A 16,719-nucleotide genomic window follows, 5' to 3' on the forward strand; every position below is an offset into this window, starting at 1 on the left:
CAATCTACCGCTTAAAGATTTCGTACACTTTTTTGAGGGCGGCGGCGAGGGCGTCGATGTCTTCCTGCGTGTTGTAGATGCCGAGGCTTGCGCGGCAGCAGGAGTTGATGCCCATGTAGTCCATTAGCGGCTGCGTGCAGTGGTGTCCGCTTCTGACCATAACGCCTTGCTCATCCAGAATATACGCAGTGTCGTGCGAATGGACGTCTTTGACGTTAAAGGCGACGGTTGGTACCCGCCGCTGTGCATCCGTATAGTACGCTTCTACAAAGTCGAGGCTTTTTAAGGCGGTTAAGAGTGAGCGGTGCAATCCTTCCACATAGCTATGCAATTCTTCAAGCCCGAGCTTTTTCAAAAAGTCGATACTCAACTGTAAAGAATGAATCGCAGCGGTATCTAAGGTGCCGCCTTCGTACTTCGCACCGTCCGCTTTAAACTCGCTGGTTTGTTCGCCGACGAATTCAATCATGCTGCCGCCGTAAAGGAAGGGCGGCATTTTTTCGATAAGTGTGCGCTTGGCATACAGCACTCCGGCGCCGAACTCCGCATAGAGCTTGTGTCCCGAAAACGCGAGAAAGTCGCAATCCCATGCCGCAACATCATGCGGAAAATGCGCAATGGACTGTGCTGCATCGATAACGGCGACGGCGCCGTGCTTATGCGCCTCCGTGATGATTTCCCGTACCGGAAAGACAACGCCGGTAGTGTTTACGGCGGCGGTTACCGCTACAATTTTGGTGCGGCTGCCGAGCAGGGCTTTAAAACCCGCCATGTCGAAGTTGCCGTGCTCATCGAGGTAGACATACCGCAACGCGGCGCCGGTTTTCCGTGCAACGAACTGCCACGGAATAAGGTTTGCGTGATGGTTGGCAATTGAAATGATTATTTCATCGCCGGCATGGAGCTGCTCTAATCCGTAACAGTATGCAATAATATTGAGCGATTCGGTCGCATTCTTGGTAAAAATGACCTCGCCGGAATCGTCGGCGCCGATAAAACCGCTTACCGCAGTGCGGGCAGCTTCAATCAGTGCGGAGGATTCCATCGCAAGGGTATGGGAGCCGCGCCCTGCGTTTCCGTTGCTGCGGGTGTAGTACGCCTGTACGCCGTCGAGCACTGCCTGCGGACGCTGCGCAGTTGCGGCAGCATCCAAATAGTGAATATTCCGATTTTGCAGTAACGGGAAGTATTGCTTATACATGTGTCGCCCCCATTTTGCCTTGGGCACTGTCTGACGCCGCTGTTTCGGTGCCGGATGTTGCTGTTCCGATTTTGGATGCGGCTGTTTTATCCGCTTGAGGTTGAATCTGCGTTGATAGGCGTGCATCAAATTCTGCGTTCAGCCGGTTCCGTATTGCCTCATCAGGAATACTGTTAAAGACGGGGCGGAAGGCAGCGTCGATAATCAGTTTTTTTGCGCTGAGTTCGTCGAAGCCGCGGCTCATTAAATAGTAGAGTTTTTCTTTATCGATGGCGGCAAAGCTCGCGGCATGCTCCCCGATAACGTCATCCTCATCGCAGAAGATGGTCGGGATGCTCGTACCGACGGCATTTTTATCAAGCATGATACTATTATCCGCAAAGCGGGCGACGGAGGCGGAGCAGCCCTTATTCAAGAAAATATTGCCGCGGAAAACCTTATGCGCCTCGTTTTTGAGCGCGCCGCGGGCTTTTATCTCCGACAGCGTACTCTTGCCGTTGATAATCAGATTATGTTCAAGATCCATCCGGCGCGTTTTATCGACAAAGTACAGCGGGAAGATATACACTTCCGCCCAATCTTCCTGCATATAGGAAGAATAGGAGATGCCGCTTTTTTGCGAACCGAGCTGTATGTCGTGAACGGTTACCCGTGCTCTTTCGCCGACATCCATCCGCACCGTTTCAAAATTGAGCGCGGTGTCTGCAAAGTTTTGAATCTTGATAATCTCGACTGTAGCCTGTTTCCCAACATGAATACTGATGAGTCCGTTCCGATATGATTGCAGCGCCGGGGTCTTTTCATCGGTATCGAAGTACAGGATGAGCCGCGCCGCAGCGTTATCCGCTATATCGATATAGCTCCGGTCAAACAACACGGAATGAGCCGCGTCAACGGTGAAGCGCACGAAAAAATCCTGCATCGCTTCGGGTCTGTTCTTAGCGTGATTAGCGCCGGAGCTTGCACTCACAGTTTTACAGCTATCACTATTGCCCGAAGCTGCATGAGCAGCAGTATCAGCGGCGATCCTATCGTATTCAGCTTTATCAGCTTCAATTTTGAGATAAAAGCCGCTGTTCCGCTTTGCCTGCACCTCATCGGTAAAACGCTTTCCCAGTCCGCAGTTTTTTTCGCGTGGAGACTTTTCGGTGTTGAATATTTTTGCAACCTGCTCCGCACTGCATGTTTTGAGGAAGTCTTCAATCGGCAGATACTGCGCGGTTTTAGATTCCGTATGAAAAAAAATACCGGAAAAAGGAGCCGTCGGTACATCCTGTATATGATAATCGAGCCGTTTAAAATAGTTGTCGTTTCTCATCAGCCTATCGTCCCCTCCAGCTCAATGGAAATAAGGTTATTCAGCTCGACGGCATATTCGAGCGGAAGCTCTTTGGAGATCGGTTCGACAAAGCCTTTGATAATCAAGGATTTAGCCGTCGCTTCGTCGAGGCCGCGCTGCATTAGGTACAGAATCATCGAATCGCTGATGCGTCCGATCTTCGCTTCGTGTCCGATGTCGGCATCGTCGGTATGGTTTTCGATAATCGGGATGGTGTCGGTGCGGGACTCGTTATCCAGCATCAGGGATTCGCATTCGGCGAGCGCCTTTGCGCCGGTTGCATCCTTACCGATAACCAGCAAACCGCGGTAGTTTGATTCGCCGCCGTTTTTCGCAATCGAGCGCGAGTGCATTTCGGACACGGTGTTCTTTCCGATATGGACGGTTTTAGTACCGGTGTCGAGACACTGCCCCGCGGAAGCGAAGGTAACGCCGGTAAACTCGGAGCGCGAGCGGTCGCCTTTCAAAATACTCATAGGATAGAGCATGGTAACACGCGATCCGAACGAACCGGACACCCATTCGATAGCGCCGTCTTCTTCTACGATTGCCCGCTTGGTATTCAGGTTGTAGAGGTTCCGCGACCAGTTTTCGATTGTGGAATAGCGCATAGTCGCCTTTTTGCCGACATACAGCTCGACGGCGCCTGCGTGGAGCGCATTTTTATAATACTTAGGTGCGCTGCATCCTTCGATAAAGTGCAGATAGGCGCCCTCATCGACGATAATCAGCGTGTGTTCAAACTGCCCTGACTGGTTCGCATTCAGTCTGAAATAGGATTGCAGCGGGAGTTCGACCTTGACGCCCTTGGGTACATACACAAACGAGCCGCCCGACCATACCGCACCGTGCAGCGCCGCAAACTTATGATCGTTCGGCTTTATCAGCTTCATAAAATGCTCGCGGACAAGATCACCGTATTGCAGCACCGCCGATTCCATATCAAGGTACACAACCCCTTGGTCTGCAAGGTTTTTCTGCAGGCTGTGATACACCACTTCGGAATCATACTGCGCGCCGACGCCCGCCAGCGAGGTTTGCTCCGCCTTGGGAATACCGAGCCGGTCGAAAGTCTGCTTAATCTCCTCCGGTACCTGATCCCAGTCGGTCGCCATCGGCTTTTCATCCGAAACTATATAATGGATAATATCTTGGATATTGAGGTCGGAAATATCCGCGCCCCAGTCCGGCATCGGCCGTTCAAAAAAATACTGCAAAGATTGCAGCCTTAGGTCGAGCATCCACTTGGGTTCCAGCTTGCGGGCAGAAATCTTCCGCACCACATCTTCATTCAGCCCCATACCGGTGGAATACTGATAATCGATTTTGTCCTTTATATCGTAAATGCCCCGCTCAATATCGGAAACGAAGGTGCGCTTCCGCGTTTGAAACAGGGGCGAGCGGGAATCTCTAAAATCATTACTCATAGCCGCTCCTACATCCCTGCGTAGCCATATTTTTGAATATGCTCAACCAACTCGATACCGCCACTTTTTGCCAGCGAACCGTTAATCAAGACATGTACATGATCGGGTTTAAGATAGTCGAGTACCTTGCTGTGGTGAGTGATAATTAAAATACCCATGTCCGGCGTTTTCAGTTTTGCAACGCCCTCAAATACAATTCTGGTGGCATCGATATCCAGCCCTGAATCCGTTTCGTCCAGAATAGCGAGCTTGGGTTGGAGCACGGCGAGCTGTAATATTTCGTTCTTTTTCTTTTCGCCGCCGGAGAAGCCGACGTTCAAACTGCGGTCTGCATACTCGGGATTGATACTGAGTGATTCCATCAGCCGAAGCAGCTCCTTGTGGAAGGTGAGCGCCGGTATTTTTTTACCGGCGACGGCTTCCTTTGACGCGCGAAGAAATTCTTCGACCTTTAAGCCGGGGATTTCTTCGGGATTTTGGAAGGAAAGAAAGATACCTTTCCGCGCTCGCTCAAAAACAGGCAAATCGTTGATCAATTCTCCTTCAAAAAAAATCGAGCCTTGGTCAACTTGAAAGACGGGATTACCGACAATCGCAGCAGCAAGCGTGGATTTTCCGGCGCCATTCGGCCCCATCACGACATGTATTTCTCCCGCATTGACGGTCAGGTTTAAATTATGCAAAATCGGCTTTTCATTCACCGACAGATGTAAATTTTCTATATGTAATAGCGGTTCCATGTGCAACTCCTATAAAAAGTCAAGAAGAAAGTATCAACTTTCGATTGACTTTTTAAGCACGTTCGAAACAAAGTGAGAACGTGCATACAATATACAAGTTTGCGCACCGCAAACTTGGGTAAATAAAAGACGTACCATTTGTACGGCTTTTATTGTACACTCCTCTGTGTGAAATGTTAGTGGAGTATTATAACAAGATGCAAAATACGTTACAAGAGTTCGCAAGAAACGAGCATTATGTGGGCACATTGATAGGAAAGGGCAACCGAATCAGGAATATTTTAAACGCTTGCCTAAACCCCGAAAATATGCTACATTCGCTCCGTTGTTTCGTAAAGGACGATTAACTCAGTGGTAGAGTGCTACCTTCACACGGTAGAAGTCACTGGTTCAAACCCAGTATCGTCCATTTTATCTTTCTCATTATTTACTATAATAATACTACAATTCAGTGTTGCTACAATCCGATGTCGATTTAATTAAACTTTTAAGATTTGCGCTGCGCCCTGCCGAAGCATCATATCCGCAAGCACAATGGCAGTCATTGCTTCGATAACAGGCATAACCCGCCGGTAGAGGCAGACATCATGCCGCCCCGTAATAGCATGGGTTATGCGATCTCCGCTTGCGGTTTCCATTATCTGTTCTTGAGCGATTGAAGGCACCGGTTTTATGACTGCCTGAAACACAATGTCTTTTCCGTCGGAGATGCCGCCGCTAATTCCCCCGTGATGATTTTTATCGACAGCGTTTGCCTCCGAACCGGACATACGCGCCAGCTGAAAGCCTGCACCGAATGCAATACCCTTAACGCTGCCGATGGAAAGCACCGCCTTTGCGAGTTCCGCTTCAAGCTTATCAAAGACCGGTTCGCCGAGACCGGCGGGAACATTCCGTACCATACATTGCACAATAGCACCGGCAGAATCGCCTGCTTGCTTAATCGAAGCGAGTTTACTGTTTATTTCCGAAGGGAGTTCATCCGTTGCAGAGATCGGGGCGCAGGGGATGCCTGCAATTTCTATTGCTGAGGTTTGGATAGTGATCGGGAGGCTGGTGCCATGCTGCGGGCGGTTTTCTCCGGCAGCGGATGTGCCGTCCGGCGGTTTACCGTCAGCCTTGCACACAGAATACTGTGCAGGATGCGGTACCGGATAGTGCGCCAGCACTTTTTTTGCGATAACACCGGCGGCAATCCGTGCAGCGGCTTCACGCCCCGATGCGCGTCCGCCGCCGCGCCAGTCGCGGCGGCGGTATTTTGCCTCGTAGGCAAAATCCGCATGACCGGGACGGTATATGTCTTTTAGTACTTCGTAGTCATGCGGACGCGCATCGGTATTGCGCAAAAGCACCGCGATCGGCGTTCCGAGGGTTTTGCCTTCAAATACGCCGGAAAGGATCTCGGGTGTATTCGGTTCCCGCCGTGCGGTTTCAAAAGTACCCGAAGGCCGTGCCGTATTAAACACAGCGGTAAAATCTTCAAGCTTCAGCGGAATACCGGCGGGACACCCGTCAACGACAACGCCGATTGCGGCTCCATGGCTTTCGCCGAACGTAGTAACTCTAAAGATTGTTCCGAATGTATTTCCTGCCATGGCAGTATCTTATTCTAAATACCAGCAGAGCACAAGATCGCCTCTGCGGTAACCTTTCAGACTTTGTAAATGTTTTCAATTATTGGTGCAGTATTTAAGTAATAGGTAGAGGGCACGGACTTCCCCATAGGTACGGCTTTCACCAATGATTTCTACGATAATATGATGCACACGATTAACAACCTTACAGGAGAATAATATGAAAAATTTTCACCGCACTTTACGTATAAGTGCCACATTCGGTTTTATTTTGATGCTGTGTTGCCTACCGCTCTCGGTCTATGCAAAGGACAAAGATAAAAGCAAGAAAAAGGGAATCAGCTATGAGGTCGACATCGACTATCCCGTTTTTGAAAAAGAGCCGCTTCTAAACGCGCAAGTTTCAGATATCGTGCAAAAAAATCTTGAAGCTTTTAATAGCGAATTCTTTTCTGCGGAAGCGCCCGTTTATCCCCAAGTTTTTGAGTTCGATATCGACAGCAGCTCCGTGTATGAAGATACTAATCATATCAGTTTTCTGCTGAATGTCTATCAATATGCCGGCGGGGCGCATGGAAGCACCTTCCTCATCCCGATAACCTACAGCAAGCAAACCAAAAAACTGCTCTCATTAGAAGAAGCTTTACAACCGGCGCGGAAAGATTGGCTGGCAGCTCTTTCAACTGAGGCGCGTAAACAGCTGAATGCTCAAGTTAAAAAACAGAAATTTTCCTCCGACGATGATTGGATTAACAAAGGCACTGAACCGGCGAAAGAAAATTTTGCAATCTTTAAGCTTGAAAAAAATTCCGTCCGTATTATCTTCAGCCAATATCAAGTCGGGCCGTATGCTTCCGGTATGCCGGAAATTGTTGTTCCCCGCTCGTTGTTTAAGTAGATGTTTTCCATGGAACTCAGTTTTTGAAAAATGATATTGCAATCTAACTATTTCTATGATGTTTTTAGAAAAAATGAGGTGCTTTTTTAGTATTTTTCCGGTAATTTCGGCCTCAAAACCTATGAAAATGGCAAAAACTGATTTCCGTGGATTTTTTTCCAGTTGTACTTGACACCACTCCGTACCCGTGGTATACTTCTGCATATTATGTTGCAAAGTTTATACGCTGCAAACTCACTTTTCTCTTTTTGTAAGCTCTGCGTAATGCAGGCAGCCGCATTGCGTATTGAGCTTGCCCCCCCCCCATATATATCAAGTCATTATATAGTATAGACTTAATAAATTCAAATCTTATTATTTTCTTTGTTTATTGTTTTCAGGTCTACATAGGATACGCTCTTCCTTCGTATCCTATGAAATACGTATCTATAGCCGGAGCAAGTTCAGCTATTAGCCTTTTGCAAATAGACAACGCAGATGCCCGTATATTTGCAAAAGTACGAAATTCTTATCAATTAGTCACAAAGAAGCATCATCATAAAGGAGCTTACCATGAAGTGTCCCCATGTTTTCGCATTCGCCGTATTCGTCGCTTTGTTAAGTGTACCGGTTTTCGGGTGTAAACCCAATGTAGAAAGCCGCAACAGTATCGTCACTGTTACCGTAACAGGTGATGCGCACACCGTTGTACAGGAACCGAATAGCTTTCAGGTTAATAATGGGACGCAGTGGCCGGACGTGAAAGCACGTATCCGGGTTACCTACGCCGACGGATTTGAGGGAGACGGTTGGAAGCTCGGCGGCAAAGACGGAATGGGGTTGAGCGACGATTACCGGTTTACCGAAAACGCAACGGTTTTTGCACTTTCAAAACAGAAGCATATCAACACTCCCATTACGATAACAGTGAATGCCGATGAAGGCTACGGCCTGCGCCCCGAACATACGCTTACGGTAGAGAAAGGTTCCCTTTGGAAGGATATAAAAACGCAGGCAGAAGGTATGGTAATGTTAAAAGATGGCCGTATAACGGACGGCTGGAAGCGCGGCACTTCCGAAGGTGCCTATTTGGATGATGCGGATACTTTTACCAAAGACGAAATCGTATGCGCTGTTTCCCGCAAGAGCACCGATCCGGCTCCTGCCAGAATTACTATCACCGTTACGGGGGACGAAGGGGTAACGGTGAACTCGCCCGTAACCTTTAGTGCTGTAAGCGGCGCAATGTGGAAAAACCTTAAAGCCGCAGCAGAGGCTCGAATCACTGTTAAAGAGAAACACGCGGTTAAAGAATGGCGACTTACCGGTAAAGACGGAGAGACGCTTACCGGTGCAAAAACCTTTATAAAAGACGAAACCGTTTTTGCCGGTACCGAGGAATTAAAAGACGTACCGGCAGATTCTTCGCTTTTTGAAACGGACGGAAAAGGCACCATAACCGGTTATACCTGTGCAAAGAACGATTTACCCAAAGTGCTGGTTATCCCCGGCAAAATAGGCGAAGAGATTATTACAAAAATCGGGCGAAATGCTTTTGCGGAAACTCCGATAGAACAGCTTAATCTCTCTCAAGCTGATTCTCTTATCGAAATCGGTGAGTACTCTTTTGTCGGGTGTGAAGAAATGGCGGGAACACTCGTTTTTCCTGCAACTCTTACAACAATCGGAGCGAATGCTTTTTACGACTGCACAAAGCTTCAGAGTATAAATATTTTAGCTTGCACGGAGCTTACCAAAATTGGTGCGTGGGCTTTTTCTCACTGTACGGAATTAGCAACAATAGTTTTTCCTAAAAGTCTTAAGAAAATCGCTCTACAGGCTTTTAGAGGCTGTTCAAAACTTCAAAGCCTTGATTTTTCTACTTGTATGGAGCTAACCGAAATCGAGGAGGGGGCTTTTTCCCGTTGTGAGGGATTGACCGCTATTAATTTCTCCCCAAAACTTGAAAAAATTGATAGATCTGCTTTTCTCGATTGTAAAAAACTCCGGAGTATAGATTTTTCCACCTGTACGGCGCTTACCGAAATTGGTGAGAGCGCTTTTTACGAATGTGAAGAAATGGAGGGAACACTCATTTTCCCTGCAAAACTTAAAACAATCGGTGCGGCGGCTTTTAAATACTGCAAAAAGCTTCAAAGCTTAAACATCTCATCGTGTACGGCGCTTACCGAAATCGGTGAGTGCGCTTTTTTTGGCTGTACAGAAATGGAGGGGATGGTTTTTCTTCCGACAAGTCTTCAAAAAATAGGCGATACTCCTTTTACTTGGACTAAAATAAAGATAGATATAAACCTTTCCGCGTGTACAGAGCTTACCGAAATCGGTGCGGGCGCTTTTTTTATGCACAAAGAAATAACGGGAACCTTCGTTTTTCCTGCAAAACTTAAAACAATCGGCAAAGAGGCTTTTATGTATTGTACCGGCTTAACCGGTATAGACACTTCCGCATGTACGGCGCTTACCGAAATTGGTGAGAGCGCTTTTTACGAATGTAAGGAAATGACCGGAACACTCGTTTTTCCTGCAACACTCACAACAATCGGAGCAGGTGCTTTTTACGGCTGTAAAAAGCTTCAAAGCTTAAACATCTCATCGTGTACGGCGCTTATCGAAATTGGTGAGAGCGCTTTTGCCGACTGTGAGAAAATGACCGGAACACTTGTTTTCCCTGCGACACTTACAACAATCGGTGCGGCGGCTTTTAAATACTGCAAAAAGCTTCAAAGCTTAAACATCTCATCGTGTACGGCGCTTACCGAAATCGGTGAGAGCGCTTTTGGCGAGTGTGAGGAAATGGCTGGAACACTCGTTTTCCCTGCAACACTTACAACGATCGGTGCGGAGGCTTTTAAAGACTGCAAAAAGCTTCAAAGTATAAATATTTCAGCTTGCACGGAACTCACTGAAATTGCACCGGAGACGTTTAGATCATGTGAAAATTTGATGGGTATCATCGTATTTCCTGCAAATGTTAGAAGCATAAAAGGCAAAAATGGGGGACCGGTGTACCTCGGTGCCTTTGAAGACTGCAAAAAACTTCAGGGTATAGACTTTTCCGCTTGTACGGCGCTTACCGAAATCGGTGAGGCTGCTTTTTCCGGTTGTAAAGCAATGACGGGAATAATTTATTTTCCTGCAAGTCTTAAAAAGCTCGGTTCGACTGCTTTTTATGGATGCGCAGGTTTAACCGGCATCAATATTTCTGTATGTACTGAGCTTACCGAAATCGGTGAGAGAGCTTTTTGTGGTTGTGCGGAATTGACAGGTATAATATCTTTTCCTGCAAATTTACAAAAAATCAATAGTTCATCTTTTGTCGGCTGTAAAAAAGTGCAAAGTTTTGATTTTTCAGTATGTACAAACCTGACGGAAATCGGCAGCCAAGCGTTTGATTTCTGTGAGGAGCTGCAATCCGTAGATCTTTCTTTATGTACACGGCTTACAACAATCGGTGAGGAAGCTTTTTATGCTTGTAGAAAAGCCGTTGTTAAATTACCTGAAAGTATCATAGAATTAGGTTCTGGTGCTTTTGGATATCCTATTTCAGCATGGAGCTTTGGAGCATGCAAAAGAGTGTTTATAAAGAGCGGCGCACATTTTGACCGGATTAAAGCGCTGGTAACCGGCGAGCCGTGTAAATATCCTGCGAGTAGAATCGAAAGCTATTAAGCTTCGGTAGAAAATTTCAGGAGAACACCGGCAATCGTGATACGATCGGCGGCATGGATTTTTTATAGTATTATGATATGATGCCGGTATGGATCACGTATATTCGATACAAGAGATTACCGGCATTATCAAATCGCTTTTTGAGCAAAATTTTACCTCCCTCCGCATCGCGGGGGAGATTTCCAACTGCCGCCCTTCAAGCACCGGGCACCTCTATTTTACCCTAAAAGATGAAAAAGCCGCACTGCAAGCGGTTATGTTTAAAGGCCGAACATGGACGCTCGGCTTTGAGCCGAAAGACGGACTCAAGGTCATTGTATCAGGTTCGCTGTCGGTATATGAACAGCGTGGTTCGTATCAGATAATCGTTGAAACGATGGAGCTTGCCGGAGAAGGCGCTATCCTAAAAATGCTGGAAGAGCGGAAGCAGAAACTTGCGCGGGAAGGCCTTTTCGACCAAAGCAGAAAGCGCCCGCTGCCGTTTTTCCCGCTCCGTATCGCTGTGATTACCAGCCCAACGGGTGCCGCCTTGCGCGATATCCTCACGGTACTTTCGCGCAGGAACCGCACGGTAAGTGTTACCGTGCTTCCCGCTCCCGTGCAGGGAGCGGAGGCGGCGCCTGTGCTGGCACGGCAACTGGAAACCGCCAATCGGTATAAGCTTGGGGAGCTTATTATTATCGGAAGAGGCGGCGGCTCTTTGGAAGACCTGCTCCCCTTCTCCGATGAGGCAGTTGTCCGCGCGGTTGCCGCTTCGGACATTCCGGTTATCAGCGCAGTCGGGCACGAAATCGACTGGGCGCTTACCGACTTTGCTGCGGATGTACGCGCACCTACACCGTCTGCCGCTGCGGAGCTTGCCGTGCCGGTTTTGGACGAAATCACCGATACCATTACTCAAATACAGTCCGATATGCTGCACAATATCGGCCGTGCAGTGGAAAGGATTCGGCTTACGATTAAAGGTTTTACACCGGAGTCGCTTGAGATGAAATTCCGCCGCATTGAACAGCCGCTTTTGATGCGCCTAGACGATGCGAAAGAAAATCTGCTGTATACGATGCTGGCACGGCTGACCGACACAAAGCACCGGCTTGCTTTATTGAAACAAACCATTGAAGGTGCAAACCCGCAGGAAATACTCAACAGAGGCTATTCTATTGTTTACAACCGGCAGACGGGGCTTGTACTCCGCCGTGCGCAGGATGCAGTAGCTGCTCGCGAACTCCGCATTAGGCTCGCCGATGGTGAAATTGAAGCCTCTACCGAAGGATAACACTGATATCAATGCTGCATTATTTATAATAACCATTAGGACTATATCGCACCTTTGCTAAAAACTTGGTTCCTTTTAAAGGTTCTCCAATAATGAATTATATACCATACGGGAATTTGCCCTTTGGATTGAAGTGCTCGAACGTTTTGTCAGAAAGGAAGCGAGTCGCCGTATTCACGAAAGCGCATTCAGTGTTCTTGCTATGGAAAGCGAACCTACCGCTCCGTGGCTGTAAAAATAATCTGATACGATTGCTCTGAATTATACGATATTGACAACCCACCCCTTTTTATTTACAGTTAAAAAAAGATTTATAGAACGCAAAGAAAGTCGCTGTATCGTTTAACGACTTTCCCTCAGTGTGTTCAAAATTCTTACTAAGGAGCGTAAAATAAAAGCCGTACAAATAGCACGGCTTTTATTTACCCAAGTTTGCTCGATCGCAAACTTGTATATCATCTGCACGTTCCCACTTCGTTACGGACGTGCGTAAAAAGTCAATCGAAAGTTGATACTTTCTTCTTGACTTTTTATGGGAGGTAAATATGAAAGTAGCTATTAACGGATTTGGCAGAATTGGTCGGCTCGTGTTCCAAGCATTGGTTGAACAAAATTTGCTTGGGAAAGATAAATTCGATGTCGTTGCGGTTGTCGATCTTTCAACCGATGCAAAATATTTTGCATATCAGCTTAAATACGATTCCGTACAAGGCAAGATGAATGCCGAAATCGGTACAAAAGGTGATGATGTACTCGTTATCAACGGTCACGAAATCAAATGTGTCTCCGGCAAGGGCTTAACTCCCGCTCAGCTTCCGTGGAAGGAATTGGGTATCGATGTTGTTATCGAAAGTACCGGCCTGTATACAAACGAAAAAGCTTATGGACATTTGGAAGCGGGCGCAAAGAAGGTTATTATTTCCGCACCCGGTAAGAGTACCGATGCCGCAAAGCCCATTAAGACAATCGTTATGGGTGTCAATGAGAACGAATATGACCCCGCAAAGCATCATGTCGTTTCCAATGCAAGCTGTACCACTAACTGTTTGGCTCCTATCGTTCATGTCATTTTAAAAGAAGGTTTCGGAATTGAAACGGGATTGATGACGACGATTCACTCCTATACCGCAACACAAAAAACTGTTGATGGTGTTTCAATGAAAGATTGGCGCGGCGGACGGGCTGCTGCTATCAATATTATCCCGTCTACTACCGGCGCTGCTAAAGCTGTCGGTGAGGTATTGCCTTCAACAAAGGGCAAGCTGACCGGTATGTCATTCCGTGTACCGACCCCAACCGGTTCGGTTGTCGATTTAACTTTCCGCGCAACAAAAGATACCTCTATTGAAGAGTTGGATGCAGCTTTCAAGAAAGCTTCTGAAACTTATATGAAGGGAATTTTAGGCTATTGCAACGAAGAAATCGTTTCCACCGATATTATTCACGACAAGCGTTCTTCGATCTACGACAGTAAGGCAACGCTCCAGAATAACCTTCCGGGCGAAAAGCGCTTCTTCAAAGTAGTTTCGTGGTATGATAACGAATGGGGATATTCCAACCGCGTTATCGACCTGCTCAAATTTATGAATAAATAACTTTTCTGCAGTACTGCAGAAATGAATGCGTGTTTCTGCAGTGCTGATTTATCCTTTCTCATTATTGTTGGGCATCTCTAAAAACTCGATGCGTAAACCTGTTCGGAAACTTCCGTTTCTGAACAGGTTACCTTGAAATGCGATGTTCTAAATCGTGCTATTTGCGCGATTTAGAACTCGTCGACCTATTCGAAAACGCAGTTATCGAATAGGTCTAGTTTTTAGAGATATCTGTCCAAAACCTACTCTTATGAACTCAGCGATAAAACAGGCGCCAATGATTTTAAATTATGAAACGCCGTAAATCAACAACTCCGACGCAGAGCGCTGCCGAAAAACGGTGGGTATTAAATCCTCCACACGAATAAAATAGTGTCCGATAATTCTATACTTTGTAAAAAAACATTTGACAGATGGAATTTTGGGGTGTATCCTGTATGTAAAGTTATGAAAATGTTTTCTAAAAACGTTTTCATAAAGTTAGATTCGATGCGAGGATAATATGAAAGCATGGGAGTATATTTACGATTTAACAAAAAATGCCGTTCCGGTGGTACTATCAGAAGACGAGCAAACATGGGAGGCGTCGAATGCTGCCGAAAAGCAGGTTGACGATCAACTGCGTCTCTATTGGGCAAGTCATGTGCCCGGTTCTCATGCCCCTGAAAGTGTGGTGATTGCAGCAGTTCAGTCCATAGAAGCGCTGGGGTGCGATGTAAGTGCCGCAGAGAAATTGATTCCTGAAGGGCTTGATGCGCTAAAACGGAATGATATGAAGGCGCTGCAAAGGATTACTGCTCGAATATTTAATATCCTTTTTATGTGCCCGAGCGATACCTCAAGTGACTATTGGAAAAGTAAGCTGTATCAAAGCTTCAATGAATATGAAAAAGCAATCGAGTTTCCCGAATCAGCCGCGGAAACGCTGCCGAATGCCGTGTTGTACGATAAAACAAAGGCCGCGTGGCTTGGCCGTTTATGTGGCGGTGGTTTGGGAACGGCGCTTGAAGGGTATACAACGGCACAGCTGAAGAAAAAATTCGGCGAAATCCGTACGTATGTGCGTAACCCGAACACCTACAACGATGATATAACATACGAAATTGCATTTCTTGAGGCGTGTTGCAAAGCACAGGGGATGCCGACAAGCGCCGATATTGCCGACCAATGGCTGGAGTTAATACCCTGCGGTTGGTCTGCCGAACAGGTTGCATTGGATAATTTACGTAGAGGGATGTATCCTCCGGAAAGCGGTCTGTTTAGGAATCCCTACCGTGAATGGATCGGTGCACAAATGCGGGGTGCCGTGTGCGGTCAGGTAGCTCCGTTAAATCCGCATAAGGCTGCACTGCTTGCATGGCGCGATGCGGAAATTTCGCACCACGGGAATGGAATTCTCGGAGAAGTGTTTAACGCCGTTTTGGTCAGCCTTGCATACGGGGAAGATCCTATGCGGAGATGTTTGGAAAAAGCCGTTTCCTATATTCCTAAGGATTCTGAATATGCTTCCGTGCTTCACTTTGCATTAGCGCAGTGTATGAAGAAGCAGGATTTTTATGAGGCATGGGCGGCATGCGAAGAAAAATACAAGCGGTATAACTGGATCCATGCGTATCCGAATGCAGCAGCAGAAGTAGTTGCGTTGTATTTCGGCAAAGATAATTTTAACGATGTCATGCACTATATTGCAATGTGCGGTCAAGATGTCGATTGTAATGCCGCCCAGTTGGGAGCTGCACTTGGTGCAAAATTAGGCACAAGAGGAATCGAAGATCACTGGACGGATCCTTTCGGCGATGAAATTATAACCTATTTACGGGGAAATAAAACGGTAAGTTTGCAAGAACTTATTAACAAGACCGTATCGGTCGTAAAACAATTGGAGGATGTATGAAAAAGATTCTTTCTGTCGGTCTGTTTGTACTGTTAGGCATGTCTATGTTTGCTTTCGGTGCAAAAGAGAACAGCGGTTCAAAGGAACCGAGTGTCGCGCTGATCATCAATGGAAACCTTGGAGATAAGTCTTTCCATGATTCCGCAAACAACGGTATGAAGATGATCGCAAATGAACTGCATTGCAAAACCAAGGTAGTTGAAGTCGGGTATGACGACTCAAAATGGGAACCGGCGTTGCGTGACCTTTGTGATGAAAAGCACGATATTATTTTTTGCGGAACGTGGCAAATGCAGGCGCTTGTATCAAAGATAACAAAAGATTATCCGAATCAAAAAATCATCGTCTACGATACGACAATGGATTATGCTTCCGATTCTGCGGGGCTGTTTAAAAATACCTATTCGATAGAATACAAGCAGAATGAGGGTTCCTTCCTTGCAGGCGTACTTGCCGCGGAAATGACAAAGGGGAAGAAAATCGGGTTTATCGGCGGTATGGATAATACCGTTATCCTCGATTTCTTAGTCGGTTTTATACAAGGTGCAAAAACCGTTTCTCCCGATATTAAAATCATTTCTTCTTTTGTCGGAAATTTCAGCGATTCTGCAAAAGCAAAAGAACTTGCGTTGACACAGTATCAGATGGGTGCCGACATTATATTTGTTTGCGCATCGAATGCCGGAGAAGGTGCGCTGCAGGCTGCAAAGGAAAAGAATAAATTCATTATCGGTGTGGATAGCGATCAGGCTATGCTGTACAAGCAGACCGATCCTGTTTTATCAAACCTCATTATCTCTTCGATGCTGAAACGCGTTGATAAGTCCATGTATCTTGCAATGAAAGAAATACAAAGCAATACACTGGTATGGGGAAAACGTGTAGCATTGGGAATAAATGAAGGTTGCGTCGGTCTTGCAGATAATGAAGTGTATCAGGCGAAAGTTCCTGCCGAAGTTCGCAAGCATATTTCCGAGTATGAAACCCAAATCAGAAATGGAAAGATTGCAGTTAAGACAGCATTCGGTATGAGGCAAGCCGATATAACAGCATATATCGATTCCGCTCGCCCATAATTAAAAAAGCATTGCACGGAAGCTGGGGAT

12 protein-coding genes and 1 tRNA gene are annotated in these 16,719 nt (G+C 46.6%); 8 read left to right on the forward strand and 5 right to left on the reverse strand.

Translation table 11 applies throughout. The annotated features are described in order from the left end of the window. Nucleotides 1-4: 4 nt before the first annotated feature. The 4 genes from DWB79_RS05930 to sufC are packed head-to-tail and all read right to left on the reverse strand — an operon-like array spanning nt 5 to nt 4,707. Nucleotides 5-1,201 (reverse strand): SufS family cysteine desulfurase, encoded by a 1,197-nt coding sequence (locus DWB79_RS05930; protein ID WP_016523132.1) that lies wholly within the window; start codon nt 1,199-1,201, stop codon nt 5-7. After that, nucleotides 1,194-2,519, reverse strand: coding sequence for a Fe-S cluster assembly protein SufD (gene sufD, locus DWB79_RS05935; protein ID WP_016523133.1), 1,326 nt, complete (start codon nt 2,517-2,519; stop codon nt 1,194-1,196). Before sufD ends, DWB79_RS05930 begins: the two co-directional genes overlap by 8 nt. Beyond that, a complete protein-coding gene (sufB, locus tag DWB79_RS05940) occupies nt 2,519-3,967 on the reverse strand; it encodes a Fe-S cluster assembly protein SufB (RefSeq protein ID WP_016523134.1) in 1,449 nt (482 codons plus the stop codon). The genes sufD and sufB overlap by 1 nt, the downstream gene beginning before the upstream one ends. A gap of 8 nt (nt 3,968-3,975) precedes the next feature. Beyond that, the gene (gene sufC, locus DWB79_RS05945) at nt 3,976-4,707 is read right to left on the reverse strand and encodes a Fe-S cluster assembly ATPase SufC (protein WP_016523135.1); all 732 of its coding nucleotides are present in this window, start codon (nt 4,705-4,707) and stop codon (nt 3,976-3,978) included. A gap of 337 nt (nt 4,708-5,044) precedes the next feature. Here sufC and DWB79_RS05950 point away from each other — a divergent pair. After that, nucleotides 5,045-5,116, forward strand: a tRNA-Val gene (locus DWB79_RS05950). Between the two features lie 70 nt (nt 5,117-5,186). Here the strand turns inward: DWB79_RS05950 and aroC are convergent. Then, the gene (gene aroC, locus DWB79_RS05955; protein ID WP_016523136.1) at nt 5,187-6,302 is read right to left on the reverse strand and encodes a chorismate synthase; all 1,116 of its coding nucleotides are present in this window, start codon (nt 6,300-6,302) and stop codon (nt 5,187-5,189) included. 199 nt (nt 6,303-6,501) lie between these two features. Here aroC and DWB79_RS05960 point away from each other — a divergent pair, with 199 nt between their 5' ends. From DWB79_RS05960 to DWB79_RS05990, 7 genes are all read left to right on the forward strand, one after another. Continuing rightward, complete coding sequence (locus DWB79_RS05960) at nt 6,502-7,179, forward strand: DUF3298 and DUF4163 domain-containing protein (RefSeq protein ID WP_016523137.1); 678 nt, start codon at nt 6,502-6,504, stop codon at nt 7,177-7,179. Between the two features lie 552 nt (nt 7,180-7,731). After that, entirely contained in the window at nt 7,732-10,848 is a 3,117-nt protein-coding gene (locus DWB79_RS05965; protein ID WP_016523138.1) for a leucine-rich repeat domain-containing protein, read from the forward strand. Nucleotides 10,849-10,936: 88 nt separating this feature from the next. Then, entirely contained in the window at nt 10,937-12,124 is a 1,188-nt protein-coding gene (xseA, locus tag DWB79_RS05970; protein WP_016523139.1) for an exodeoxyribonuclease VII large subunit, read from the forward strand. Nucleotides 12,125-12,257: 133 nt separating this feature from the next. After that, nucleotides 12,258-12,359, forward strand: a complete 102-nt coding sequence (locus DWB79_RS12280) for a hypothetical protein (RefSeq protein WP_206181063.1) — start codon at nt 12,258-12,260, stop codon at nt 12,357-12,359. 310 nt (nt 12,360-12,669) lie between these two features. Further along, entirely contained in the window at nt 12,670-13,719 is a 1,050-nt protein-coding gene (gene gap, locus DWB79_RS05980) for a type I glyceraldehyde-3-phosphate dehydrogenase (protein ID WP_016523140.1), read from the forward strand. A gap of 502 nt (nt 13,720-14,221) precedes the next feature. Then, nucleotides 14,222-15,613 carry an ADP-ribosylglycohydrolase family protein gene (locus tag DWB79_RS05985; RefSeq protein WP_016523141.1) on the forward strand — a complete coding sequence of 464 codons (1,392 nt, stop codon included), beginning with the start codon at nt 14,222-14,224 and terminating at the stop codon, nt 15,611-15,613. Continuing rightward, nucleotides 15,610-16,689, forward strand: a complete 1,080-nt coding sequence (locus DWB79_RS05990) for a BMP family ABC transporter substrate-binding protein (protein WP_016523142.1) — start codon at nt 15,610-15,612, stop codon at nt 16,687-16,689. Before DWB79_RS05985 ends, DWB79_RS05990 begins: the two co-directional genes overlap by 4 nt. The last annotated feature ends 30 nt before the right edge of the window (nt 16,690-16,719 follow it).

It is taken from the genome of Treponema medium, from assembly GCF_017161265.1.
Lineage (GTDB): Bacteria > Spirochaetota > Spirochaetia > Treponematales > Treponemataceae > Treponema > Treponema medium.